Origin of the sequence: Curtobacterium sp. LFS084, from assembly GCF_047977705.1 — a bacterium.
Lineage (GTDB): Bacteria > Actinomycetota > Actinomycetes > Actinomycetales > Microbacteriaceae > Curtobacterium.
Genome location: NZ_JBFPFM010000025.1, coordinates 20,806 through 43,910, shown reverse-complemented (window position 1 = coordinate 43,910; position 23,105 = coordinate 20,806). Strand labels below are relative to the sequence as shown.

The window sequence follows — 23,105 nt, the reverse complement described above, 5'->3', positions numbered from 1 at the left end:
TAGGGTGGAGCGATGGCAACCCCGTTCGATGGACCGAGCACGCTTCCCTACTCCCTCCCGCCGTTCCGTGAGGTACGGCTCGAGCACCACCGCCCCGCGTTCGACGCCGGCATGGCCGAGCAGCGCACCGAGGTCGAGGCCATCGCCTCCTCCCCCGACGAGCCGACGTTCGAGAACACCCTCGTGGCGCTCGAGCGCACCGGGCAGCTGCTCGCCCGCGTCAGCCACGTGTTCTTCACCCTGTCGTCGGCGGACTCGACGCCGGAGCTGCACGACCTCGAGGCTGAGGTCTCCCCGCTCCTCGCCGCGCACCGTGACGCGATCACGCTCGACAGCCGCCTGTACGCACGGGTCGCAGCGGTCCGTGCCGCACTCGCCGACCGGACGGACCTCACCGACGAGGACCGTCGACTGGTCGAGCGGACGTACACCGAGATGACCCTGGCCGGCGCCGGGCTGGACGACGCAGGCAAGGAACGCCTCACCGCGATCAACCAGGAGCTCTCGACGCTCACCACGACCTTCGAGCGGAACCTGCTCGAGGACACCAACGACCTCGCCGTGCACGTGTCCGACGAGGCGGAACTGTCCGGCCTCGACGACGGCGCGAAGTCCGCCGCCGCCGCAGACGCAGCGGACCGTGGGCTCGACGGCTGGCTCATCACGCTGCCGCTCTACACGGGGCACCCGTGGCTGGCGTCCCTGACAGACCGCGGCCTGCGCGCGCGGATCATGGAGGCCTCGCTCGTTCGTGGCCGTCGAGGCAACGAACACGACAACCGCGACGTCCTCCTGCGCATCGTCCGGCTCCGGGCCGAGCGGGCCGAGCTCCTCGGCTTCCCGAACCACGCCGCGGTCGTCACCGCCGACGAGACCGCCGGCACGCCCGAGGCGGTCGACGGACTGCTGTCGTCCCTCGTCGGCGCGGCTGCGCGCAACGCGGACGACGAACGAGCGGTCCGCGCCCGGGTGCTCGGGCACGAGGTCGAGTCGTGGGACTGGGCGTACGCGACCGAGCTCCTGCGCGGCGAGCAGTTCGCGGCGGACAGCTCGGCGCTCCGCCCGTACTTCGAGGCCGACCGGGTCCTGCACGACGGCGTCTTCCACGCGGCCGGCGAGCTGTACGGCCTCACCTTCACCGAACGTCCCGACCTGCACGGGTACAACGACGAGGTCCGGGTGTTCGAGGTGCGCGGGTCCGACGGCGAGGAGGTCGGCCTCTACCTGCTCGACCTGTACACGCGGGACGGCAAGCGCGGCGGAGCGTGGATGAACCCGGTCGTCGAGCAGTCCGCGCTGCTCGGCACGCTGCCCGTCGTCGTGAACAACCTCAACGTCGCGAAGCCCGCGGCCGGGTCGCCGACACTCCTGATCCAGGACGAGGTCGAGACGCTCTTCCACGAGTTCGGGCACGCGCTGCACGGCCTCATCGCCCGCACGACCTACCCGCGCTTCTCCGGCACCAACGTCGAGCGGGACTTCGTCGAGTTCCCGTCGCAGGTGAACGAGATGTGGATGTCGTGGCCGTCCGTCCTGGCGAACTACGCCAAGCACCACGAGACCGGGGCACCCCTGCCGCCGGAGCTCGTCCTCGGGCTGAGCGACTCCGCCGGGTTCAACGAGGGGTTCGCGACGACCGAGTACCTCGCGGCGGCGCTGCTCGACCAGGCGTGGCACCGGCTCTCGGCAGCCTCAGCCGCTGCGGTGACCTCGGTCGAGGACTTCGAGCGCCAGGCCCTCTCGGACGCGGGCATCGCCGTCGAGGCCGTGCCGCCGCGGTACTCGTCGACGTACTTCGCGCACACGTTCGCGGGCGGGTACGACGCCGGGTACTACGGGTACATCTGGTCCGAGGTGCTCGACGCCGACACGGTCGAGTGGTTCCGCGAGAACGGCGGGCTGGACCGTGCAGCCGGTCGACGCTTCGCGGAACGGCTGCTCGGCGTCGGCGGGGCGAAGGACCCGCTCGAGGCGTACCGGGACTTCCGCGGGCGTGACGCCGAGGTCGGGCCACTGCTGCGGCGCCGCGGGCTCGAGTAGGCGACCGGGCGGTTCCGGGCGTACCGCGTCGAATCGGGCGTACCTGGTCGGAACTTCCGTCCAGGTACGCCCGATCTCACCTTCCATCGCAGCCGTCATGGGAAGAACCAGACGTCGATCCGCGGGGCGCGGCGACCGCCCGCCGCCCGCCCACGACGAAGCCCCGCACCGATCCGGTGCGGGGCTTCGTCGCGAGCTGCGGGCTGCGGGCTACGCGGACTTCTCGACGCGCTTCGCCCGGGGCCGCGGCACGATTGTCGGCGCAGCGTTCTCGAGCACCGACTCGCGGGTGATCACGACCCGTGCGACGTCGTCGTCGGACGGCACGTCGAACATCACCGGGCCGAGCACCTCTTCGAGGATCGCCCGGAGCCCACGAGCACCCGTCTGCCGCAGTACCGCGAGGTCGGCGATCGCCTCGAGCGCACCACGGTCGAACTCGAGCTCGACGCCGTCGATCTGGAACATCCGCTGGTACTGCTTCACGAGCGCGTTCTTCGGCTCGGTGAGGATCTGCATCAGCGCGGACTGGTCGAGCTGCGACACCGTGGTCACGACGGGGAGACGCCCGATGAACTCCGGGATGAGCCCGAACTTGTGCAGGTCTTCCGGCAGGACGTCGGCGTAGAGGTCCTGCTGGTCGAGCGGGCTGTGCAAGGGCGCACCGAAGCCGATCCCCCGCTTGCCCACGCGCGACGACACGATGTCCTCGAGCCCGGCGAACGCCCCCGCCACGATGAACAGCACGTTCGTCGTGTCGATCTGGATGAACTCCTGGTGCGGGTGCTTCCGACCGCCCTGCGGCGGGACCGAGGCGACCGTGCCCTCGAGGATCTTGAGCAGCGCCTGCTGCACGCCTTCACCGGAGACGTCGCGCGTGATCGAGGGGTTCTCGGCCTTCCGCGCGATCTTGTCGACCTCGTCGATGTAGATGATGCCGGTCTCGGCACGCTTCACGTCGTAGTCGGCTGCCTGGATGAGCTTCAGCAGGATGTTCTCAACGTCCTCGCCGACGTACCCGGCCTCGGTCAGGGCGGTGGCGTCCGCGACCGCGAAGGGGACGTTGAGCCGCTTCGCCAGGGTCTGCGCGAGGTAGGTCTTGCCGCAGCCGGTCGGCCCGATCAGCAGGATGTTCGACTTCGCGATCTCGATGTCGTCGCGGTCTTCCGCTGCGGTGATCTGCCCCTGCGCGCGGATGCGCTTGTAGTGGTTGTAGACGGCCACGGCCAGGGAACGCTTCGCCGGGTCCTGCCCGATGACGTACTCCTGCAGGAAGTCGAAGATCTCGCGCGGCTTGGGGAGCTCGAAGTCACCGCTGGCGGTGTCCTCGCCGGCTTCGGCCAGTCGCTCCTCGATGATCTCGTTGCACAGCTCGACGCACTCGTCGCAGATGTACACGCCGGGACCGGCGATCAGCTGCTGGACCTGCTTCTGGCTCTTGCCGCAGAAGGAGCACTTGAGCAGGTCAGCGCTCTCTCCGATGCGTGCCATGTCGGTGCCCTCCCTGGTTGACCGATGCAGGTCGACGACCTGCCCGACTCGTACCGAGCCTAATCGCAACCGGTGACACCGACGGCGACGCCAGGCCGGTTTCCTCCGGCGCGTTCGCCCAGGGCGTTCGATCCTGCTAGCGTGTCCACGACTTCTCTACAAGTTGTAGAACCCGCAGTCCCGGAAGGAACCCCATGTCCAAGCGCCTCGCCGTCGTCGGCACCGCGACCCTCGGCGTCACCGCTGCGATCGTCCTCGGCACCGCGGGTGTCGCCAGCGCCCACGTCTCGGCGACGGCCACCTCGACCGCGGCGAACTCGTACACGACGACCACCTTCTCGCTCCCGCACGGCTGCGACGGCTCCCCCACGACGAAGATCACGTTCGAGGTGCCGAAGTCCATCATCGAGGTCACGCCCACCGTGAACCCGAACTGGACCATCACGAAGACGACGGCGCCGTACACGAGCGCGTCGGCCGCCGCGGACGACGAGTCGACCGAGGACGCCGGCGAACGCGTCACGAGCGTCACCTACACGGCGAAGACCCCGCTCCCCGCCGACGAGCGCGACACGTTCTCGCTGTCCTTCTCGCTGCCGGACGGCAAGGCCGGCGACCTCGTCGAGTTCCCCGCGGTGCAGACCTGCGAGAAGGGCTCGGTCGACTGGGACCAGGAGCAGAAGGCCGGCCAGGCCGAGCCGGAGCACCCGGCGCCCTCGATCACCCTGACCGCGGCCACCGCCACGGACGACGACGGCGACCCCGTCGCGGCCACCCCGACGGCGGCGGCAGCGGCCTCGACCACCCCCGCCGACCCCGACCTCGTCGGTCGGTTCCTCGGCCTCGGCGGCCTCGTCCTCGGTGCGGTCGCCCTGGTCGTCGCCGTCGCGAACACCCGTCGCCGGAGCGCCTCAAAGTGACGGACGGCGACACGTCGACGAAGCGGGACACGTCGACGGCGCGGGACGCGTCGACGAGACGGTCACCGCGCCTCCGGCGGGTCTGGAGGCGCGGTGCCGGCATCGCCGCCACCCTCGCCGTCGTGGGCGGTGCGGTCCTCGGCCTCGCCGCCCCCGCCAGCGCGCACAACTACATGATCGCCTCGACCCCGAAGGTCGACGGCACCCTCACGGCGCTGCCGAAGGCCTTCGAGATCACGACGAACGACAAGCTGCTCGACATCGACGACACGAACTCCGGCTTCGCCTACCGGATCGTCGGTCCCGACGGGAAGTACTACGAGGACGGCTGCGTCGCCGTCGACGGCCCGTCGATGACCACGACGGCCGCGCTCGGCGCCTCGGGCGAGTACACCGTCGAGTGGCAGATCGTCTCCGCCGACGGCCACACCGTCTCCGACGAGTACCGGTTCCGGTGGGACGCCCCCGCCGGGTTCGAACCCGCGACGGGATCCGCGAAGCCGCCCGTCTGCGCCACCGCCGGCAGCACGGCGAGCACCCCCGCCGACACCACGGGCACGGCCTCCGGCAGCGCCGACTCCGCCGCGTCCGACGCGCTCTGGATCGGCGCCGGCGGCATCGTCCTCGTCGGCCTCGTCGTCGCGCTCCTGCTGCTCGTGCGTCGCCGACCCGCCCCCGCGGCCGACGACGACCCCGCCGAGGACTGACGCCGACCCACCGGACCCGCACCGCGCCTCCAGGACCCGCGACCCGGCCCGGCCCGGCGACGCACGAAGGCCCCGCACCGGACGGTGCGGGGCCTTCGTGGTGCGGTGCTACTTGACGAGCGCCGGCAGGTTCTTGCGGCTCGTGAGGACCTGGTCGATCAGGCCGTACTCGAGCGCCTCCTCGGCGGACATGATCTTGTCGCGCTCGATGTCGTTGTTGACCTCGGCCGCCGTCTTGTTCGAGTGCTTCGACAGGGTCTCCTCGAGCCAGGTGCGCATGCGGAGGATCTCCGCCGCCTGGATCTCGATGTCGGAGGCCTGGCCGCCACCCTGCTGGACCGCCGGCTGGTGGATGAGCACACGGGCGTTCGGGAGCGCCAGACGCTTGCCGGGGGTGCCGGCAGCGAGGAGCACCGACGCCGCCGATGCAGCCTGGCCGAGGCAGACCGTCTGGATCTGCGGACGGATGTACTGCATCGTGTCGTAGATCGCCGTCATCGCGGTGAACGAGCCACCGGGCGAGTTGATGTACATCACGATGTCGCGGTCCGGGTCCATCGACTCGAGCACGAGCAGCTGGGCCATGACGTCGTCGGCCGACGCGTCGTCGACCTGGACGCCGAGGAACACGATGCGGTCCTCGAACAGCTTCGCGTACGGGTCCTGCCGCTTGTAGCCGTAGGCCGTGCGCTCTTCGAAGCTCGGCAGGATGTACCGATCAGTGGGGGCCGGGACGTTCTGCGCGCCACCGAGCATGGGGAGATGCATTCTCGTTTCCTTTTCTTCGGTGGGTGGGATCAGGACTGGGCGTCGGGCTCGGCCGCGTCGGTCGGGGTCTCGCCGTCGCCGACGGTGCCACCGCCGCCGATGACCTCGGTCGACGATGCACGGAGGTGGTCGACGAAGCCGTACTCGAGGGCTTCCTGCGCCGTGAACCAGTTGTCGCGGTCGTTGTCCTTGAGGATCTGCTCGATCGACTTGCCGGTCTGCTCCGCCGTGAGCTCGGCCATCCGCTGCTTCATGTCGAGGATGACCTTCGCCTGCGTCTGGATGTCGGCGGCGGTGCCGCCGAACCCACCCGACGGCTGGTGCAGGAGCACGCGCGCGTTCGGGGTGATGTAGCGCTTGCCCGGGGTGCCCGACGAGAGCAGGAACTGCCCCATCGAGGCGGCCAGGCCGATGCCCACCGTGACGATGTCGTTCGGCACGAACTGCATCGTGTCGTAGATCGCCATGCCGGCGGTGATCGAACCACCGGGCGAGTTGATGTAGAGGTAGATGTCCTTCTCAGGGTCCTCGGCGGCGAGCATCAGCAGCTTGGCTGCGATCTCGTTCGAGTTGTCGTCGCGGACCTCGGAGCCGAGCCACACGATCCGGTCTCTCAGAAGGCGGTCAAAAACACTGGGGTTCAGTGTCGCTTCGGCCATGGAAAAGCTCCCGTTCAGTTGTCGCTTGTTGTCGAACTTATCGGGTGCAACGCACCACTTCTCGTCTGTTCGCTGTCGGCAATGCGGTGGTACCGAAATACGGGGGGGGGGGGGGGGGGGCCCCTGGGGCCCCCCCGCCTCCCGTCCGTCGTGCCGGTGGCGTCGAGATCGTTACTCGGCGTCCTCCGCAGGCGTCTGCGCGACCCCCGCCGTGAAGGCGGAGAGGTCGACGTCGTCACCGTTGGTGTCCTTGACGGTCACCTTCGAGAGCACGGTCGCGACGGCCTTCGAGCGGGCGACCTCGCCGACCATGCCCGGGATCTGCCCGTTCTGGTCGATGACCTTGATGAACTCGCCCGGCTCCATGCCGTACTGCGCGGCGGCCTGGATGAGGTACTGCGTGAGTTCCTCCTGGGAGACCTGGATCTCCTCCTTCTCGGCGATCGAGTCGAGGAGGATCTGCGAGCGGAAGGCCTTCTCGCTGGACTCGGAGACCTCCTTGCGGTGCTCGTCGTCCTCGAGGCGGTTCTCCTGCTCGAGGTGACGGTGCACCTCGTCCTCGATGAGCTGCTCCGAGATCGGGATGTTGACGTCCTCGATGAGCTTCTCGACGAGCTTGTCGCGAGCCGCGGCGCCCTGACCGAAGGTCTTGGACTTCGCGATCTGCTCCTTGAGGTCCGCCTTGAGCTCGTCGATCGTGTCGAACTGGCTGGCGATCTGGGCGAACTCGTCGTCGGCCTCGGGGAGCTCGCGCTCCTTGACGGCGGTGACGGTCACGGCGATCTGGGCGGTCTCGCCCTCGCGGTCGCCACCGACGAGCTTGGACTCGAAGGTGGTGGACTCGCCGGCGGTCAGGGACTCGAGCGCCTCGTCGATGCCCTCGAGCAGGTCGCCCGAGCCGATCTCGTAGGAGACGCCGGTGGCCGAGTCGACCTCGTCGTCACCGATCGTGGCGGTGAGGTCGATCTGGGCGAAGTCGCCGGTCGTGGCCGGGCGGTCGACGGTCACGAGGGTGCCGAAGCGGGTGCGCAGGTTCTGCAGCTCCTCTTCGATCTCGTCGTCGGAGACCTCGACCGCGTCGACGGTCAGCTCGTACTTGTCGTACTCCGGCAGGTCGAACTCGGGACGCACGTCCACCTCGAAGGTGAGGACGAGGTCGCCCGTGAAGTCCTTCACGTTCGGGAGCTCGGCGACGTCGGCCTCGGCGCGACCGAGGATGCGCAGCTCCTGCTCCTCCACCGCCTGGCGGTAGAAGTTGTCGATGGCGTCACCGACGGCGTGGTTCAGGACCTCGCCGCGGCCGACACGCTGGTCGACGATCGCCGGCGGGACCTTGCCCTTGCGGAAGCCGGGGATGTTGATCTGCTCGGCGATGTGCTTGTACGCGTGGTCGATGCTCGGCTTGAGATCTTCCGGCGTCACGTTCACGGTGAGCTTGACGCGGGTGTCGCTCACCTTGTCGACGGTGCTGGTGGCCAAGGGGAGTACTCCTGTTGGTTGACGTTCGTGTGGTCGGTGTTCTGGTGGACCTGGTCGGGGCGACAGGATTTGAACCTGCGACCTCCCGCTCCCAAAGCGGGCGCTCTACCAAGCTGAGCTACGCCCCGTTCGACTGGGCCAGGGGTGTCCGCTCACGCCGGCAGGCGCATGCGACGCCGATGAGTCTAGCGGTCCCCGGGTGCGCGGTTCCCGGAAGGCTCGGAGTCGTCTCCGGAGTCGTCGTGCGCGCGCCGGCGCAGGCCCGCCCGCCACCGGACGCCGACCACGACCTGGACGCCGAGCGCGGCGACCGCGAGCACGATGCCGGCGACGATGCGCCAGCCGTGCAGGACCGCGTGCGCGGGCTGGGTCTGCGGGTCCCCGAACAGCTCCGGGCGCAGCGAGAACGCCGTCGCCGCGAGGACGACCAGCACGTACGAGAGGACCCGTGACCGCTTGATCCGCCGGGCATCCCGATCGCTCGGCGGGAGCACGACCCGGGACGGCACGGTGCGTGGTGGCATGTCGGTGCTCGTTCGTCCGCTACGATGGTCGGGCTGCGCCTGGTGCGCGGGCGCGGGGATGTAGCTCAATGGTAGAGCCCCAGTCTTCCAAACTGGCCACGCGGGTTCGATTCCCGTCATCCCCTCCACTCCTCCGGTTGCGTCTCCGCAGTCGCGTCTCCCGGCTGCCGTGCGCGCACGGTGCTGGCTTGCCCAAGCGGTGCCGGTCTGCACGCTCGGTGCGAGCTTGTAGCGCGGCACCCAGCGACCAACCCTGCACCGGCTGGACAGGCTCGCACCGTGCCGGGTTCCGCGCCGGGCGCGCGCACGGTGCCGGCTTGCCCAAGCGGTGCCGGGCTGCTCGCTCGGTGCGAGCTTGTGGCGCCGCACCGAGCGACCAACCCCGCACCGGCCGGACGAGTCCGCACGGTGCCGGCCCGCCCGCCGGGCGCGCGCATGGTGCCGGCTTGCTCACCCGGTGCTGGGCTGCGCGCTCGGTGCGAGCTTGTAGCGCCGCACTCAGCGGCCAACCCCGCACCGACTTGCGGAGTCCGCACGGTGCCGGCTTCCGCGCCGGGCGCACGCACCGTGCTGTCTTGCTCACCGGGTGGCGGGCTGCACGCTCGGTGCGAGCTTGTAGCGCCGCACCGAGCGACCAACCCCGCACCGACTGGAGGAGTCCGCACGGTGCGGAACGAGCACGGAGCACCAGTCAACCGAAGGCACCGCAAAGCACAATTTGCGAAGAAGTGTTTGCAAACTGTTCTTTGCGGTGTACGGTCGTGCCATGACCGACGAGACCCGCATCCTCGACGTCGCCGCACTCAAGGCGTTGGCGCACCCGCTCCGGGCGCGGCTGCTCGACCTGCTCTCCCAGCAGGGCCCGTCGACCGCGACCTCGCTCGGCGCGAAGTTGGGCGAGTCGAGTGGATCGACGAGCTACCACCTCCGGCAGCTCGAGCGGCACGGGTTCGTGCACGAGCTCCCCGACCGGGGCAACGCTCGCGAACGCTGGTGGGAGCGCACCGCCGGACGCATCAGCATCGGCGACCCCGACGAGGGTCCGGCGCCCTCCCCCGCACACCAGACCGCGACACAGCTCGCGAGCCTGGCGGTCATGGAGGCCGAGAACGACCTGGTCCGCGACTGGACCACCCGCGATCCCGAGTCCGTCCCCGCCGACTGGCGCGGCGTCTCGGGGTCGTCGACCTACGTGGCGCTCACCGCCGACGAGTACAGCGCGATGTGGCGCGAGTTCGAGGGCGTCATCGAGCGGTACCGAGCCATCCGCGGGCAGGTCGCCGACCTCCCCGAGGGCGTCCGCCGCGTGTTCGCCCAGGTCCGCAGCGTCCCGATCATCGACGAGGAGCCGACACCGTGACCACCTACCAGCCCCGCACACTCCCGGTCCCGCCGATCTCGCCGGTCGAGGTCCTGACGAATCGGCTCGGTCTGGCGCTCGTCCGCTGGAGCCTCCGGCACGCCGAGCGCCGCGCACTCCGAGCGGTCAGCGCCCGGGAACGCGCCCACCGCCGCGCGGTCGGCGGACACGCTCCGGCGATCACGAGCACGACGACCGACCTCGTCGCGGCGGAACTCCGACGGCGCTGGTGACCGGAGTGCGCACGGTGTCCGCGCGCACGATGTCCGCGCATACCATCTCCGTCCGCGGAGCTCAGGGGCCGCCGAGCTCGAGGGTGAGCACGGGTTCGTCACCCAGCTCGACTCCCGCACGCTTCCGTTCCGCCGCGCGCAACGGCACGAGGTACCCGCTGTCCTTCGGGAACAGCGAGGTCGTCCAGGTCACCAACCCGATCGTCACGCGCGCCGGGATCACACCCCAGCCGTAGGTGAGCATCGGCGCGAGCTCGTGGATGACCTCGGCGGCGTCCGGAGGCACGACCGCGTAGAAGTAGGGCGCCGGGCCGCGCCACTCGATCACCTCGCCGCTGAACTCGAGTTCCACGTCGCGATCGTACGGCGCGCCGCACGCGGACGGGTGGGGTCGGCCGCGTTCGTGACCGTTCCGGTTCACGATCGCCGGGTTCCGCGAACCAGAACGGTCAGCGCGCACGCACGAAACCTGCTCCGGCCAGCGGGCGCGCGGAACCCGCTCCGGCAACGAAGCGCGCGGGACCCGCTCCGGCAACGAAGCGCGCGGAACCTGCTCCGGCCAGCGGGCGCGCGGGACCCGCTCCGGCAACGAGGCGCGCGACGGGACGGGCGCGCCCCGCGCCTCCTGGCCGGAGCCGAGGAGACGCGGGGCGCGAGTCGCCGCACCGGAGGCGACGTCAGTGGTACGTGGCGGCCTGCCCGTAGAGCACCTGCGTCATCGACGACACGTACGGCGAGACGTCACCGTCCGGCAGGTTGTACGTCATGAAGACGCCGTACCCGTCGGCCTTGGTGCGCTGCGCGAGCGAGACGGCCGTGGACTGCGGAGTGTTCTGGACGTCGACCGCGGCAGCGGACAGACGCGACTTGTCGAGCCCCGGGATCGACGGCGCCGAGTAGGTGCCGTAGTACGGGTTCCAGGCGTAGTCGAGCTTCGAGCCGATGGTGCTGCTCGACGAGGACAGCGCCGAGGACGCCGGGCCGATGTCGTAGAACGAGATGAGCTTGCCCGGCATGTCGGCACGGAGCGCGCTGATGAGCCAGCCGATCGACTGCTGGTTCGGCTGCGGGGTGCCGTTCGTGCCGTAGTCGGAGTACTCGTCGTCGAGGTCGACACCGTCGAGCCCGTACTTCGACACGGTGGCGGAGACCTGGGCGGCGAAGTCCTCGGCGGCTGCCTGGGTCGGGAAGTTGGCGATCCCGGCTCCCTGGTGGTTGCCGAGGATCGACAGCGAGACCTTGATGCCCTTCGCCTGCAGCGGCCTGATCTGCGTGGCCGCGTCGTCGAGCGTCGCCTGCACGTTCTCGTTGTTGTACAGGACGGCCTTCGAGCCGTTCCAGTTGATGTTCGCCGCGAAGATGATCGCGACGTCGAACGCGTTCGCGCCGTTCGCCAACTGGTAGCGACCGACGTTGGCGAGCTGGTCGTTGTTGACCTCGACGTAGGCGATGCTCGTCGGCCCGGACTTCGTCGGGGTGGCGTGCGGCTGCGCGCCGTGGCCGACCCCGTGGTAGGCCCCGACGCCGTGTGCTAGGCCGGTGGGCGACGGTGCGGCGGACGCTGCCGCCGGCACGAGCGGTGCGACCACCATCGCGGCGATCGCCGCCACGATCCCGAACTGCATGGACTTCTTCATGGCACTCCTCTTCGAGTGACGAACCGGCCGGCGGTCGCCGACCGGGGCCGGCGCCGGGACACCCGAAGTCCCGGCGCCGGGGTCTCAGCCGCGCACGCGCGGGAACCGGAAGGTGCGCACCTCGTAGGCGTCGACGGCGAACGAGGACGCGGCGACGGGGTCTGAGGCCGCGTCGCCTGCCGCCGACAGCGGCTCCTCGAGCAGCGTGACCTCGGCGCCGGGCCCGAAGGCGTTGCCGTCGCCCTCGGCCACCGCGATGCCGCCGCTCCCCCGGCGCCCCGACGGCTCGTACACCCGCACGACCAGGTCGCCGGAGCGGTCGTCGGCGAGCTTCACGCTCGACAGTACGACGCCCCCGGACACCCGCACGAGCGGCGCGAAGCCGTGCGCGCCCGTGACCGTCCGCGCGGGGGCGTTCATGACCACACCCGCCGAGGTCGCGCCGAGCTGGTCGGTCCCGACGACGATGCCGTACCGGTGGGTCTGCACGCCCTGGTCGGTCTCGGGGTCGGGGAACCGCGGTGCCCGCAGCAGCGAGAGCCGCACGGTGGTGGTGACGTGCCCGTCGACCGCGTCGCGGGTGGTGTCGAACCCGTGGATCGAGTCGTTCACGAGCGCGACGCCGAAGCCCGGCTCGGCGACCAGGACGTAGCGGTGCATCGAGGTCTCGAACTTCGCGGCCTCCCACGAGGTGTTCGTGTGCGTCACCCGCTTCTGCGCCCCGAACTGCGTCTCGGCGACGGTGTGCTCGGCACGGACGTCGAGCGGGAACGCCACCTTGAGGAACTTCTCGGTCTCGTGCCAGTCGGTCGTCTGGTCGAACTCGAGGGTGCGGGAGCCGGGCGCGAGCAGGATCTCCTGGCGCACGGTCGAGTCGCCGAAGGCCCGCTCGACGACGACACGGGCGACCCCGTCCGTCCCGACCGAGGCGTCGAGCGACGACACCGTGACGAGGTCCTCGACCCGGTTGCGGTAGTAGCGGTCGACGTCCCACGCGTCCCACATGTTCGGGAAGTCCTGGTGGAGCTGCAGCAGGTTCGCGGCCTGCCCGGGGGCGATCGCCTCGCGCCCGCTCGCCAGGTCGACCGCGCTCGTCACGAGTCCGCGCCGGTCGACGACGATCCGGACGAGGTCGTTGGCGAGCACGTACCCGCCGTCCTGCTCGGTCAGTGCCACCGCGGTCGGCTCCGCCAGGTCGGTCGCCAGGACCGCACCCTGCGCGGGTGCACCGGCCTGGAGGAACGGGGCCGGGTTCACGACGACGGCCGCCGCTCCGACACCGGCGAGCGCCGCGAGCGCCCGGTCGATGATCGCGGTCAGCGCTCGGGCCGTCTCGGCGTACTTCGCGACCGCCTCACGGTGCACCCAGGCGATCGAGGTGCCCGGCAGGATGTCGTGGAACTGCTGCAGGAGGACCTGCTGCCAGAGGGCGTCGAGTTCGTCGTACGGGTACGCGAAGTCGGTGCGGGCGGCGGCGGTCGATGCCCAGAGCTCGGCCTCGAGGAGGAGCTGCTCCGACCGGCGGTTGCCCTGCTTGGTCTGGTGCTGGCTGGTGAGCGTGGCACGGTGCAGCTCGAGGTAGAGCTCCCCCACCCACACGGGCGGGTCGGGCAGCTCGGCCTTCGCGCGGTCGAAGAACGTGTCCGGGTGCTCCCAGCGGACCTTGGCGCTCCCCTCGAGGTCCGCGAGGCGCTTCGCCGTGCCGGTCATCTCGCGGGTGGTGCCGCCGCCGCCGTCTCCCCAACCGACCGGCGCGATCGACCCGGTCGCCAGACGGTTCTCGCGGAACTGCCGGGAGGCCTTGGCGACCTCGCTGCCTGACAGACGCGAGTTGTAGGTGTCCATCGACGGGAAGTGCGAGAAGACCCGCGAGCCGTCGATGCCCTCCCAGAGGAACGTGTGGTGCGGGAACTTGTTGACCTGGTTCCACGAGATCTTCTGCGTGAAGAACCACTCGAAGCCCGCGCGGCGCATGAGCTGCGGCAGGGCGGGCGAGTACCCGAAGCTGTCGGGCAGCCAGACGCCCTTCGGCCGGATGCCGAACTCGCGCTCGAAGAAGCGCTGCCCCTGTGAGAACTGGCGGACGATGCTCTCGCCGGTCGGCATCACGGTGTCGGACTCCACCCACATGCCGCCGATCGGCAGGAAGCGCCCGGCCTCGACGGCGGCCGTGACCCGGGCGTAGACCTCGGGCCGGTGCTCCTTGATCCACGCGTACTGCTGCGCGCTCGACATGCCGTACAGGAAGTCGTCGGTCTGGTCGATGAGCTCGGTCATCGTCGAGGTGGTGCGGGCGACCTTGCGGATCGTCTCGCGGACCGGCCAGAGCCAGGCGGAGTCGATGTGCGCGTGCCCGACGGCGGAGATCGTGTGCGCCGACGCCTCGGCCGGTGCGGCGAGGACCTCGGCGAGCGCCGCACGCGCGTCACCGGCGGTGGCGGCGATGTGCTGCAGGTCGAGTCGGTCGAGCGCGTCGTCGAGCGCCTGCAGGATCCGCATGCGCCGCGGCCCCTCGGGCAGCTCGGCCTGCAGTTCGAGCAGGACGTCGATGTCGAGCGCGAGTTCGTGCACCTCGGACTCGAAGACGGCGAGGTCCATCCGGCGCGACGTGTAGAGGCGCACCGACGACGAGGTCTGGACGTCGCCCTCCTGCGTCGGGAGGAAGGGGTGGTAGTCGAGCAGGACGGGGTTGGAGGCCGCCTCGACGAAGAGCTCGACGGTCTCGCCGCCGACGGCCTCCTCTGCGACGAGCACCCACTGGTTGCGGGGGTTGATCGACTTCACGGGCGTGCCGTCCGCGCGGTAGACGAGGCCCTCGCACTGGAACCCCGGCATGTTCTTGTCGAAGCCGAGGTCGACGACGGCCTCCACGCGCTTCCCGGCCCACTCGGTCGGCACGGTCCCGGTCAGCCGGAACCAGGTCGTCCCCCACGCGGCGCCCCAGGTCGTGCCCACCTCGTACGGCGAGTAGTCGAGCGCCAGGCCCGACGCCGGCGGGATCGGCTCGCCCGGCAGCTCGTGCCACGCGGTGTCGAGCGGCGTCGCGGTGGCGTGCACCGCCGGCAGGATGCGCTCGTCGAGGACGCGTCGCGCTCGGCCGGTGGTGAGGGGGATGTCGTCGTGCATTGGGGGCCTTCCTGGTGGGAGGGCCGGCGTCGGTGCCGGCGGGTCGGACGGTGGTGCGGGTCGTGCGAGGTCGTGCGGGTCGTGCGGGGTGGTGGTCGGCTCAGGCCATCGTCGCGGGGTGGGCGACCGACAGGAGCGCGGTGGTGGCGCCCTCGGGCACGTCGACGCACCGGGTGATGCCCCGCGCGGCGAGCAGCGCGTCGTCGTGGAGTCGCGAGCGCAGGACCACCTGAGGCCCGCGTCCGTCGGCGGCGGCCGAGGCGAGGTCGAGCCAGGCCGCGGCGAACCGGCCGCCCGGCGCGCAGTCGGCCCGGAGCCCGCCGCGTACGGTGCCGTCGGCCAGCACGTCGTCGAGCACGAGCGCGGTGGCCGGCGGTGGTGCGGACACGGCACCGGTCGTGTCGGCCCGGCCGCGGGTGCCGTGCTCCTGGGCGAGGGCGGCGAACGCCTCGCCGGCGGGCTTCAGCCGACCGTCGTTCGTGAACAGGCCGAGGTCGTACTCGAGCTCCGGGAAGTCCGCGAGGGACCGGGAGACGTCGTGCGAACACCACCAGGTGACGCCGAGGACGTCCTGCGCGTCGAGCACGTGCCGGATCGTCTGCTCGGTGAACGACGCGGCGTCGGCGGGGTCGACGACGTTCGTCGGGGCGCCCACCTCCTGCAGCCAGTTCGGCCGCCCGGCGTCGTGGTTCCAGGCCGCGGCGAGCTGCAGCAGGTACTCCCCGTGCCGGACCGATCCGGCACCGAGCGCCCCGTGCAGCGCCGCCGAGCCGTTGAACACCCACGAGTGCGTGACGGTCGCGTCGCCGTGGTCGGCCGCGTGTTCGGGGCCGAACGGCTGGGCGTCGTCGTACCAGGCCGCGTCGTACTGCGCGACGGTGACCAGCGGCCGCGGACGCGACCCCGTGCCGGGGCGTGCCGACGGCGCCGAGCCGAGCCGCGCCTCCAGGTCGATGCCGGACGCCAGCCCGGCCCGCGCCGCCGCGACCATCGTCGCCGCCCAGGCGTGCCCCTGCTCCGCGGTGATGTCGTGCGGCGTCGGGTGCGGCGCGTGTGCGAACTGGTTCACCTCGTTGCCGATGGTGATGCCGAGCAGGTTCGGCTTGTCGGCGACGGCCGCGGCGAGCGCCTCGACGTAGGTGGCCGTCGACGTGACGACCGCGGGGTCGGTGAACATGTTGCGGCGGTGCCAGCTCTCGAGCCACGCGGGCACGAAGTCGAAGCTCGACAGGTGCCCCTGCAGCGCGTCGACGTTGACGTCGAGGCCGAACGACCCCGCGATGTCGACCACGGTCGCGACGTCCGCGAGTGCCTGGCGCCGGATGAGCGTCCGGTTCGGCTGGACGACGGGCCAGAGCGGGAAGATCCGCACGTGGTCCGCGCCGAGCGACGCGATCTGCTCCATGTCCCTGGCCGTGTCCGACGGCGAGAAGTCGAGCCACGAGTGGAACCAGCCGACCGAGGGGGTGTGGTTGACGCCGAAGCGCATCAGCCCTTCACCCCGCCCTCTTCGACGCCCTTGAAGAAGAAGCGCTGCAGGATCGAGAAGATCACCGCGATCGGGATGAACGCGATCATCGTGCCGGCGGCGATCATGCGCTGGTCGGTCGCGAAGGTGCCCTGCAGGTACTGCAGGCCGACTGTCAGGGTCAGCTTGTCCGGCGACTGCAGCACGATGAGCGGCCAGAGGAAGTCGTCCCACGCGCCGATGAACGAGAAGATCGCGATGACGGCGATGGTCCCCTGCACGGCGGGCAGCGAGATGTACCGGAGCCGCTGCAGGGCGTTCGCGCCGTCCATCACGGCGGCCTGGTCGATCTCCTCGGGGATCTGCCGGAACGCGTTGAACATGAGCAGGACGTTGAGCGCGGCGATCATGCCCGGGAGCGCGACGCCGACGAGGGAGTCGGCGAGCCCGAGGTCCTTCACGGTGACGAACTGGGAGATGATCGTCGCCTCGCCCGGCAGCACCAGGGTGGCGAGGAAGAGCCCGAGCACGGCCTTGCGGAAGCGCCACTGCAGGCGCGCGAGCGCGAACCCCGCGAGGGTGGCGAACACGATGTTGCCGAGCACGTCGATCGCGGCGACGACGAGGGAGTTGCCGATGTACCCGAACACGGGGATCGCCTCGCCCACCCGCAGGTAGTTGCCGAAGGTCGGCTGCGTCGGGATGAACGACGGGTTCGCCGTGTAGATGTCCTCCCCCGTGCCCTTGAGCGAGGTCGACAGCTGCCAGAGGAACGGCCCGATCGTGATGAAGAGCACCACGACGAGCAGGACGTAGCGGAGGACCTTCTCGCGGGTGGACATGACGCCCCACGCGGCGCGGCGCCGCTTGCGTCCGGTGCGTCCGTCGCGTTCGTTGCGTCCGTTCGGCCGGGAGGCGCGAGTCCGGCCGGTCGCGCCGGTCACGTCCGGCGCGGGTGCGGCCGCGCCGGCGGCGCCCCCGAGGACGGGTTCGGTGGTCGAGGTCGTGTTGGTCACTTCTCCGCCTTGCTGTTCATCCGGGCGAGGGCGAGCATCGGGATGAGCGTCACGACGAAGAGCAGGAGGCTCAGGGCGGACGCGTAGCCGAGGTTGCCGGTGAAGCCGCGGGCGTACTGCTGGATGAGCATGACGAGCGAGTTGTCCTGCCCGCCGGGGCCACCCGTGCCGTTGGTGAGGATGTAGAGCTCGCTGAACACCCGGAGCGCGCTCACGCACACGAGGATGCCGACGAGGGTCATGGTCCCCCGGACACCCGGCATGGTCACCGACCAGAACCGCCGGACGGACCCGGCGCCGTCGAGCGCGGCCGCTTCGTGCAGGTCCTTCCCGACGTTCCCGAGGGCCGCGAGGAAGATGATCATGTAGTAGCCGAGGCCCTTCCAGACCGTCAGGCTGATCGCGCTGAAGACGAGCAGCCACCGGTCGGTCAGGAACGGGATCGACTGCTGCACGATCCCGAGGTGCTGCGCCATCTCGTTGATGACCCCGCGGTCGTCGAGGATCCAGTTCCAGATGAGCCCGACGACGACCGCGCTGGCGATCACCGGCGTGTAGTACGCGGTCCGGAAGAACGCGATGCCGGGGAGCTTCCGTTCGACGAGCACCGCCATGAGGAGCGGCAGGACCGTCAGGAGCGGCAGGCACACCGCCATGTAGATGACGCTGTTGAGGAGCGCCTCCCAGACCTGCGGGTCGGCGAGGAGCGTCTCGAAGTTCTTGAGGCCCACCCACTGGCTCACGCCCCCGAGCGGGCTGGCGTTCGTGAACGACAGCCGGACGGTGTTGATCGACGGCCAGAGGCTGAACGCGAGCAACCAGACGAGCGCCGGCAGGACGAGCAGCCAGGGCGTGAACCAGCGGTTGGCGCGCATCAGCTGTTCGCCAGCAGGCTGTTCATCTTGGTCTGCGCGGTCTGCAGCGCCTGCTCGGGCGTCGTGCCGCCCTTCATCGCCAGCGCGATCTGCTGGTCGAGGAAGTCGGTCATCGCGGAGTTCGCCTCGACCGGGTTGAGGTTCTTCGCCGTCTTCAGGGCGTCGTTGGCGAGCACGCGGGCCTTGGCCTCGACCGTGCCGTCGTCCTTCGAGAAGTACGGGTCGGACTGCGACGAGGTGGTCGACGGGAAGATGTTCACCAGGTGGGCGAAGGCCTCCTGGTTCTTCGCGTTCGTCATGAACGCGGCGAGCGCCTCGGCCGTGGCGACGTGCTTGCTCTTGGCGCTGACGCTGAGGCCCTGGACGTACAGCGGCGGGTTGTCGAGGGCCGGGGAGACCACGATGTTGCCCTTGAGCGACGGGTTGTTCTTCTCGAAGTCGCTGATCGCCGTGGCGCCACCGGTGGTCCAGGCGACCTTGCCCTGCGTGAACAGCGTGGAGTTGCCGAGGTAGTCGGTGTTGAGCACCGACGAGGGCATGAGGCCCTCCTTGTAGGCCTTGGCGTACTTCGCGATGAGGTCGGCTGCCTTCGACGAGTTCGCGAAGGTGAACTTCGTGCCCTGGTCGTTGATGATCTTGACGCCGGCGAGGGAGAAGTCGGACAGGCCGGGCTTGCGGCTCATCAGGTAGTCGTCCGGGCACTTCTGGTGCATGGTCTCGGCCTGCGCGAACAGCTCGTCGGTCGTCTTCGGCGGGTTCGCCGGGTCGAGGCCGCACTGCTCGAACATCGACTTGTTCCAGTAGTCGACGTCCGTGTTGAGGTACCAGGGGTAGCCGAAGGTGCCGTCGACGCCCTTGTAGTTGTAGGCGGCGAGCGCGCCCTTCACGTAGGTGCTCGAGAGCTTCGAGTCGTCCTTCGCCACGTCCTGCAGGAACCCGCGCTTGGCGAGGGGCAGGGCGATGTCCGGCGGCAGGTTGATGACGTCCGGCAGGGAGTTCGACGAGGCCTGGCTGAGGACCTTGTCGGCGTAGCCGTCGCCGGGCTGGTCGACGAGCTTGACCTTGGCGTCCGGGTACTGCTTCTCGAAGTCCTTGATCACGCCGTTGAGGTAGTCGGTGTACGTCGGCGTCAGTGCCCAGGTCTGCAGAGTGATCGACCCGTCGATCTTCCCGCTGCCGCTGCCGCTGTCGGCGCCGCTGCCGCTCGAGCAGGCGGTCAGCGCGAGCGCCGTGACGGCCGCTCCGGCGAGCAGCGCCACGGCGCGTCCCGTGGTCCTGCGTGTGGTCTTCTTCATCGCTCGTGACTCCTTCGTCGTGCTGCGGATGCTGCTGAACCGGTTCAGTTGGGTGTGGCGAACCGTTCGGTGGCAGTGATGTTTGCGAACTAAAGCGTTATAGTCAAGCCCGTGGCCACGAACCGTCGCACGACGATCGCCGACATCGCCGCCCGGGCCGGCGTGTCCATCAGCGCGGTCTCGTTCGCGCTCAACGACCGACCCGGGGTGTCCGACGAGACCCGCAGACGGGTGCGTGCCGTCGCCCGCGAACTCGACTGGCAGCCGCACACCGCGGCACGGGCACTCGGCGGGGCGAAGGCCGGCTCGATCGGCTTCGTGCTGAACCGGCCGGCCCGCACGCTCGGCACCGAGTCGTTCTTCGGCGACCTCATCTCCGGGATCCAGCTCGGGCTCGCCGGCAGCCACGTCGGGATGAACCTGCTCGTCGCCCGGGACGCGGCCGAGGAGCTGCAGACCTACCGGGACTGGTGGCGCGGGCACCGGGTCGACGGCGTGATCGTGATCGACCCGCGGCGGGACGACGACCGGCTCGCGCTGCTCGCCGAGCTCGGGATGCCCACCGTGGTCGTCGGGTCGCACCCCTCGTCGGAGCCCGCGGCGCCGACCGTCTGGATCGACGACTCGGACGCGACCGACACCGTGCTGCGGTACCTGCACGCGCTCGGGCACCGACGGATCGCGCACGTCGCCGGGCGACCCGAGTTCGAGCACACGGCGATGCGGATCGACCGCGTCCGGGCGTTCACCGCGGCCGAGGGGCTGGACGGCGCCGAGTCGATCCCCACCGACTACTCCGCCGACGCGGGGGCGCGCGCGACCCGGACCCTGCTCTCGCGGACCGTCCGACCCACCGCGATCGTGTACGACAACGACGTGCTCGCGGTCGCCGGACTGGGCGTGGCGAGCGAGATGGGCGTCCGCGTGCCGGCCGACGTGTCGATCGTGTCGTTCGACGACTCGGCGATGGTGCGGCTCGTGCGGCCGTCGATCACCTCGCTCACGCGCGACACGGTCGAGCTCGGGCAGCGGGCGGCGACGCTCCTCCGCGAGCAGATCGACGCGGGGACCCCGCTGCCGTCGCGACCGGGGCCCTCCCTGACGCTCAGCGTGCGCGAGTCCACCGGTCGCGCGCACGCCTGACACGTGCCGCGGGTCCGTCGACACGCCGATCCCGGGTCGTCGGCGCGCACGGAGCACGCGGTCGACTTGACGTCCGTTCGAACACACGTTCGAATACTGTCGTGGGACGGCGTCGCGAGAACCGGTGGCAGCCCCCGGAACACCCGGAGGTCGAGCGTCCGCGCGCCTACTCCCTGTCCGACGACGCCCGCGGCCCGGACGTCTGCCACGCCGTCACCCCGGTGCCGGTGTGGGCGTGGATCCAGTTCCCGACGTTCCACGTCCGGGTGAAGGCCTTCGCGAAGAGCTGGACCCGTGACGCCGTGCTCGTCGAGTGGGCGCAGTTCGGGCAGCAGGCGGAAGCGTGGGTGTGGCGGTCCGCCGTGAAGCACCGCACCCTGCGGGCGGACGCGCGCCGCAGCAGTCCGGAGAACGCACCGCATTGACTTCCCCCGACATGGCGAGGATCGTTTACGCAGTACCGGTTCAGCAAGTAACTCACTGATCGAGACATTCGATCCGAGTGCTGCATCTGGGAGGAGGCACCATGAAGAAGAGCGAGGTGCCGTCCTGGGTCGCCCACGTGCTCACCCCGCCCGAGGTCATCGCGGCCTACGTCGAACGGCGGGTCAACGACCCGTCGCTCCTGACGGGTGAGCACACGGAACCCACGTACGCGGACTTCCTCCGCGACGAGTAGGCGGGTCTTCCAGGAGGCGCGGATCGCGTTCCGTGGTCACGGAACGTGCGCCGCGCCTCCAGTCCGCCCACCGTGCCCGCCTCCGCGCGCGCGTCGCGCGGTCAGCGTCACCCCAACGCTCGCCGCGGTGACGCAGGCGAGGGCGACGACCTCGAGCGCCGCGAGCGCCTCGTGCAGGATCAGCAGGCCCGCGAGGGCCGCGATCGCCGGACCGAGGCTCTGCAGCACGCCGAAGACGCGCGTCGGCATCCGCCGGAGCGCCAGCATCTCGAGCGCGTACGGCAGCACGCTCGAGAGCACGGCGACACCGCCGAAGACGACGAGGAGCGCCGGCTCGCGGACGACCCCGTCGACGGCCGACCGCAGACCGAACGGCAGCGACACGAGCATCGCGACGACCATCGAGACCGCGAGGCCGTCCACGCCGGGGATCGCGGCGCCGACGTGCCGGTTCATGACGATGTAGCCCGCCCAGCACGCCGCGGCGAGGACGGCGAACACGACGCCGCCGACCGCGGTCACGGCCGCCGGACCGACCCCGAGCAGCACGACGCCGACGAGCGCCAGCACCGCCCAGAGGACGTCCCGCCACCGCCGGGTGTGGGCGAGCGAGAGCGCCAGCGGGCCGAGGAACTCGATCGTCACCGCGACGCCGATCGGGATGCTCGCGAACGCGACGTAGATGAACACGTTCATGCCGCCGAGCGCCAGCCCGAGGCCGAGGGCGCCGAGCCACTGCTGCCGGGTCCAGTGCCGGACGCGCGGGCGCACCACGAGGGCGAGCACGACCGCGCCGATCACGAGCCGCAGGGTCGCCGCACCGACCGAGCCGACCTCGTCGAAGCGGGTCTTCGCGATCGCGGCGCCGAGCTGCACCGACACCATGGCGGCGAGGGCCAGGAGCGGCGCGGGCACCGTCCGGCGCGCGGGCCCGGTGCGGCGCGCTGGCTCGGTGCCGCGCGCTGGCTCGGTGCGGCCTGCGGGCTCGGTGCCGCCTGCGGGCTCGGTCACCCGAGGTACGCCAGCACGGCGAGGACCCGGCGGTGGTCCTCGCCCGTGTCCTCGAGCGCGAGCTTGCCGAAGATGCTCGAGACGTGCTTCTCGACCGCGCCGGTGCCGATCACGAGCGCGCGGGCGATCGCGGCGTTCGTGCGACCCTCGGCCATCAGCCCGAGGACCTCACGCTCGCGCGGGGTCAGCGCGGCGAGCGGGTCGCGGCGACGGCTCATGAGCTGTGTGACGACCTCGGGGTCGAGCACGGTGCCGCCGGCGGCGATGCGGCGGACGGCGTCGTCGATCTCCTCGAGCCGGGTGACCCGGTCCTTGAGCAGGTAGCCGATGCCGGTCGCCCCCGCGGCGAGGACGTCCTCGGCGTAGGTAGCCTCGACGTACTGGGACAGCAGGAGCACACCCGTGCGCGGTGCCCGGCGTCGGGTCTCGACGGCCGCGCGGACCCCCTCGTCCGTGAACGTCGGCGGCATCCGCACGTCCATCACGACGACGTCGGGGGCGTCGTCGGTGAGCGTCGCGAGGAACGAGTCGGCGTCGGCGTACTGGCCGACGACGTCGATGCCGGCCTCCTCGAGCACACGGGCGAGCCCCTCGCGCAGGAGGACGGCGTCGTCGACGACGACGGCCCGGATGCGTGCTGCATCCGGGCCGTCGCTCATGCCGACCAGCCTACC

22 protein-coding genes and 2 tRNA genes are annotated in these 23,105 nt (G+C 70.6%); 9 read left to right on the top strand and 15 right to left on the bottom strand.

Going from position 1 to position 23,105, the window contains the following annotated elements; genetic code table 11:
• Nucleotides 1–12: 12 nt before the first annotated feature.
• Entirely contained in the window at nt 13–2,040 is a 2,028-nt protein-coding gene (locus ACNQOV_RS13090; RefSeq protein ID WP_416394946.1) for a M3 family metallopeptidase, read from the top strand.
• A gap of 210 nt (nt 2,041–2,250) precedes the next feature.
• On the opposite strand, the gene clpX is transcribed toward ACNQOV_RS13090, so the two are convergent.
• Nucleotides 2,251–3,531 carry an ATP-dependent Clp protease ATP-binding subunit ClpX gene (clpX, locus tag ACNQOV_RS13085; RefSeq protein WP_022907244.1) on the bottom strand — a complete coding sequence of 427 codons (1,281 nt, stop codon included), beginning with the start codon at nt 3,529–3,531 and terminating at the stop codon, nt 2,251–2,253.
• A gap of 194 nt (nt 3,532–3,725) precedes the next feature.
• Between clpX and ACNQOV_RS13080 the strand changes: the two genes are divergently transcribed.
• Both ACNQOV_RS13080 and ACNQOV_RS13075 read left to right on the top strand, forming a co-directional pair.
• A complete protein-coding gene (locus tag ACNQOV_RS13080) occupies nt 3,726–4,451 on the top strand; it encodes a YcnI family protein (RefSeq protein ID WP_416394944.1) in 726 nt (241 codons plus the stop codon).
• Nucleotides 4,448–5,158: a copper resistance CopC family protein gene (locus ACNQOV_RS13075; RefSeq protein ID WP_416394942.1), complete on the top strand. Its 711-nt coding sequence runs from the start codon at nt 4,448–4,450 to the stop codon at nt 5,156–5,158. Before ACNQOV_RS13080 ends, ACNQOV_RS13075 begins: the two co-directional genes overlap by 4 nt.
• A gap of 108 nt (nt 5,159–5,266) precedes the next feature.
• Here ACNQOV_RS13075 and ACNQOV_RS13070 read toward each other — a convergent pair whose 3' ends face one another.
• The 5 genes from ACNQOV_RS13070 to ACNQOV_RS13050 all read right to left on the bottom strand — a co-directional run bounded on the left by ACNQOV_RS13070 (nt 5,267) and on the right by ACNQOV_RS13050 (nt 8,588).
• The gene (locus ACNQOV_RS13070; protein WP_031262502.1) at nt 5,267–5,926 is read right to left on the bottom strand and encodes an ATP-dependent Clp protease proteolytic subunit; all 660 of its coding nucleotides are present in this window, start codon (nt 5,924–5,926) and stop codon (nt 5,267–5,269) included.
• Between the two features lie 29 nt (nt 5,927–5,955).
• The gene (locus ACNQOV_RS13065; protein ID WP_070416573.1) at nt 5,956–6,585 is read right to left on the bottom strand and encodes an ATP-dependent Clp protease proteolytic subunit; all 630 of its coding nucleotides are present in this window, start codon (nt 6,583–6,585) and stop codon (nt 5,956–5,958) included.
• Nucleotides 6,586–6,756: 171 nt separating this feature from the next.
• Nucleotides 6,757–8,064 carry a trigger factor gene (gene tig / locus ACNQOV_RS13060; RefSeq protein ID WP_416394940.1) on the bottom strand — a complete coding sequence of 436 codons (1,308 nt, stop codon included), beginning with the start codon at nt 8,062–8,064 and terminating at the stop codon, nt 6,757–6,759.
• 51 nt (nt 8,065–8,115) lie between these two features.
• Nucleotides 8,116–8,192, bottom strand: a tRNA-Pro gene (locus tag ACNQOV_RS13055).
• A 57-nt stretch (nt 8,193–8,249) separates the two neighbouring features.
• Entirely contained in the window at nt 8,250–8,588 is a 339-nt protein-coding gene (locus tag ACNQOV_RS13050) for a hypothetical protein (protein WP_416394938.1), read from the bottom strand.
• A 54-nt stretch (nt 8,589–8,642) separates the two neighbouring features.
• Here ACNQOV_RS13050 and ACNQOV_RS13045 point away from each other — a divergent pair.
• The 3 genes from ACNQOV_RS13045 to ACNQOV_RS13035 all read left to right on the top strand — a co-directional run bounded on the left by ACNQOV_RS13045 (nt 8,643) and on the right by ACNQOV_RS13035 (nt 10,181).
• Nucleotides 8,643–8,716, top strand: a tRNA-Gly gene (locus tag ACNQOV_RS13045).
• Nucleotides 8,717–9,354: 638 nt separating this feature from the next.
• Nucleotides 9,355–9,948, top strand: a complete 594-nt coding sequence (locus ACNQOV_RS13040) for an ArsR/SmtB family transcription factor (RefSeq protein ID WP_022907486.1) — start codon at nt 9,355–9,357, stop codon at nt 9,946–9,948.
• Nucleotides 9,945–10,181 (top strand): hypothetical protein, encoded by a 237-nt coding sequence (locus ACNQOV_RS13035; protein ID WP_416394935.1) that lies wholly within the window; start codon nt 9,945–9,947, stop codon nt 10,179–10,181. Before ACNQOV_RS13040 ends, ACNQOV_RS13035 begins: the two co-directional genes overlap by 4 nt.
• A 61-nt stretch (nt 10,182–10,242) precedes the next feature.
• On the opposite strand, the gene ACNQOV_RS13030 is transcribed toward ACNQOV_RS13035, so the two are convergent.
• The 7 genes from ACNQOV_RS13030 to ACNQOV_RS13000 all read right to left on the bottom strand — a co-directional run bounded on the left by ACNQOV_RS13030 (nt 10,243) and on the right by ACNQOV_RS13000 (nt 19,598).
• Entirely contained in the window at nt 10,243–10,533 is a 291-nt protein-coding gene (locus ACNQOV_RS13030; RefSeq protein WP_416394933.1) for a DUF1905 domain-containing protein, read from the bottom strand.
• A gap of 325 nt (nt 10,534–10,858) precedes the next feature.
• A complete protein-coding gene (locus tag ACNQOV_RS13025; RefSeq protein ID WP_031262736.1) occupies nt 10,859–11,818 on the bottom strand; it encodes an endo-beta-N-acetylglucosaminidase H in 960 nt (319 codons plus the stop codon).
• A gap of 84 nt (nt 11,819–11,902) precedes the next feature.
• Nucleotides 11,903–14,944 (bottom strand): alpha-mannosidase, encoded by a 3,042-nt coding sequence (locus tag ACNQOV_RS13020; RefSeq protein ID WP_416394931.1) that lies wholly within the window; start codon nt 14,942–14,944, stop codon nt 11,903–11,905.
• Between the two features lie 100 nt (nt 14,945–15,044).
• Entirely contained in the window at nt 15,045–16,433 is a 1,389-nt protein-coding gene (locus ACNQOV_RS13015; protein ID WP_416394929.1) for a glycoside hydrolase 5 family protein, read from the bottom strand.
• Nucleotides 16,433–17,428: a carbohydrate ABC transporter permease gene (locus tag ACNQOV_RS13010; RefSeq protein ID WP_022907481.1), complete on the bottom strand. Its 996-nt coding sequence runs from the start codon at nt 17,426–17,428 to the stop codon at nt 16,433–16,435. Before ACNQOV_RS13010 ends, ACNQOV_RS13015 begins: the two co-directional genes overlap by 1 nt.
• A complete protein-coding gene (locus tag ACNQOV_RS13005; protein ID WP_022907480.1) occupies nt 17,425–18,303 on the bottom strand; it encodes a carbohydrate ABC transporter permease in 879 nt (292 codons plus the stop codon). The genes ACNQOV_RS13010 and ACNQOV_RS13005 overlap by 4 nt, the downstream gene beginning before the upstream one ends.
• Nucleotides 18,303–19,598 (bottom strand): ABC transporter substrate-binding protein, encoded by a 1,296-nt coding sequence (locus ACNQOV_RS13000; protein WP_042723887.1) that lies wholly within the window; start codon nt 19,596–19,598, stop codon nt 18,303–18,305. Before ACNQOV_RS13000 ends, ACNQOV_RS13005 begins: the two co-directional genes overlap by 1 nt.
• 111 nt (nt 19,599–19,709) lie before the next feature.
• On the opposite strand from ACNQOV_RS13000, the gene ACNQOV_RS12995 reads away from it, so the two are divergent.
• The 3 genes from ACNQOV_RS12995 (at nt 19,710) to ACNQOV_RS12985 (ending at nt 21,420) form a co-directional block, all read left to right on the top strand.
• Nucleotides 19,710–20,741: a LacI family DNA-binding transcriptional regulator gene (locus ACNQOV_RS12995; protein WP_416394925.1), complete on the top strand. Its 1,032-nt coding sequence runs from the start codon at nt 19,710–19,712 to the stop codon at nt 20,739–20,741.
• A gap of 101 nt (nt 20,742–20,842) precedes the next feature.
• The gene (locus ACNQOV_RS12990; RefSeq protein ID WP_022907476.1) at nt 20,843–21,166 is read left to right on the top strand and encodes a hypothetical protein; all 324 of its coding nucleotides are present in this window, start codon (nt 20,843–20,845) and stop codon (nt 21,164–21,166) included.
• Nucleotides 21,167–21,267: 101 nt separating this feature from the next.
• Nucleotides 21,268–21,420 carry a hypothetical protein gene (locus tag ACNQOV_RS12985; protein WP_402264153.1) on the top strand — a complete coding sequence of 51 codons (153 nt, stop codon included), beginning with the start codon at nt 21,268–21,270 and terminating at the stop codon, nt 21,418–21,420.
• 36 nt (nt 21,421–21,456) lie between these two features.
• Here ACNQOV_RS12985 and ACNQOV_RS12980 read toward each other — a convergent pair whose 3' ends face one another.
• Both ACNQOV_RS12980 and ACNQOV_RS12975 read right to left on the bottom strand, forming a co-directional pair.
• The gene (locus ACNQOV_RS12980) at nt 21,457–22,431 is read right to left on the bottom strand and encodes an EamA family transporter (protein WP_022907475.1); all 975 of its coding nucleotides are present in this window, start codon (nt 22,429–22,431) and stop codon (nt 21,457–21,459) included.
• Complete coding sequence (locus tag ACNQOV_RS12975; RefSeq protein WP_416394923.1) at nt 22,428–23,090, bottom strand: response regulator; 663 nt, start codon at nt 23,088–23,090, stop codon at nt 22,428–22,430. The genes ACNQOV_RS12980 and ACNQOV_RS12975 overlap by 4 nt, the downstream gene beginning before the upstream one ends.
• Nucleotides 23,091–23,105 lie beyond the last annotated feature (15 nt).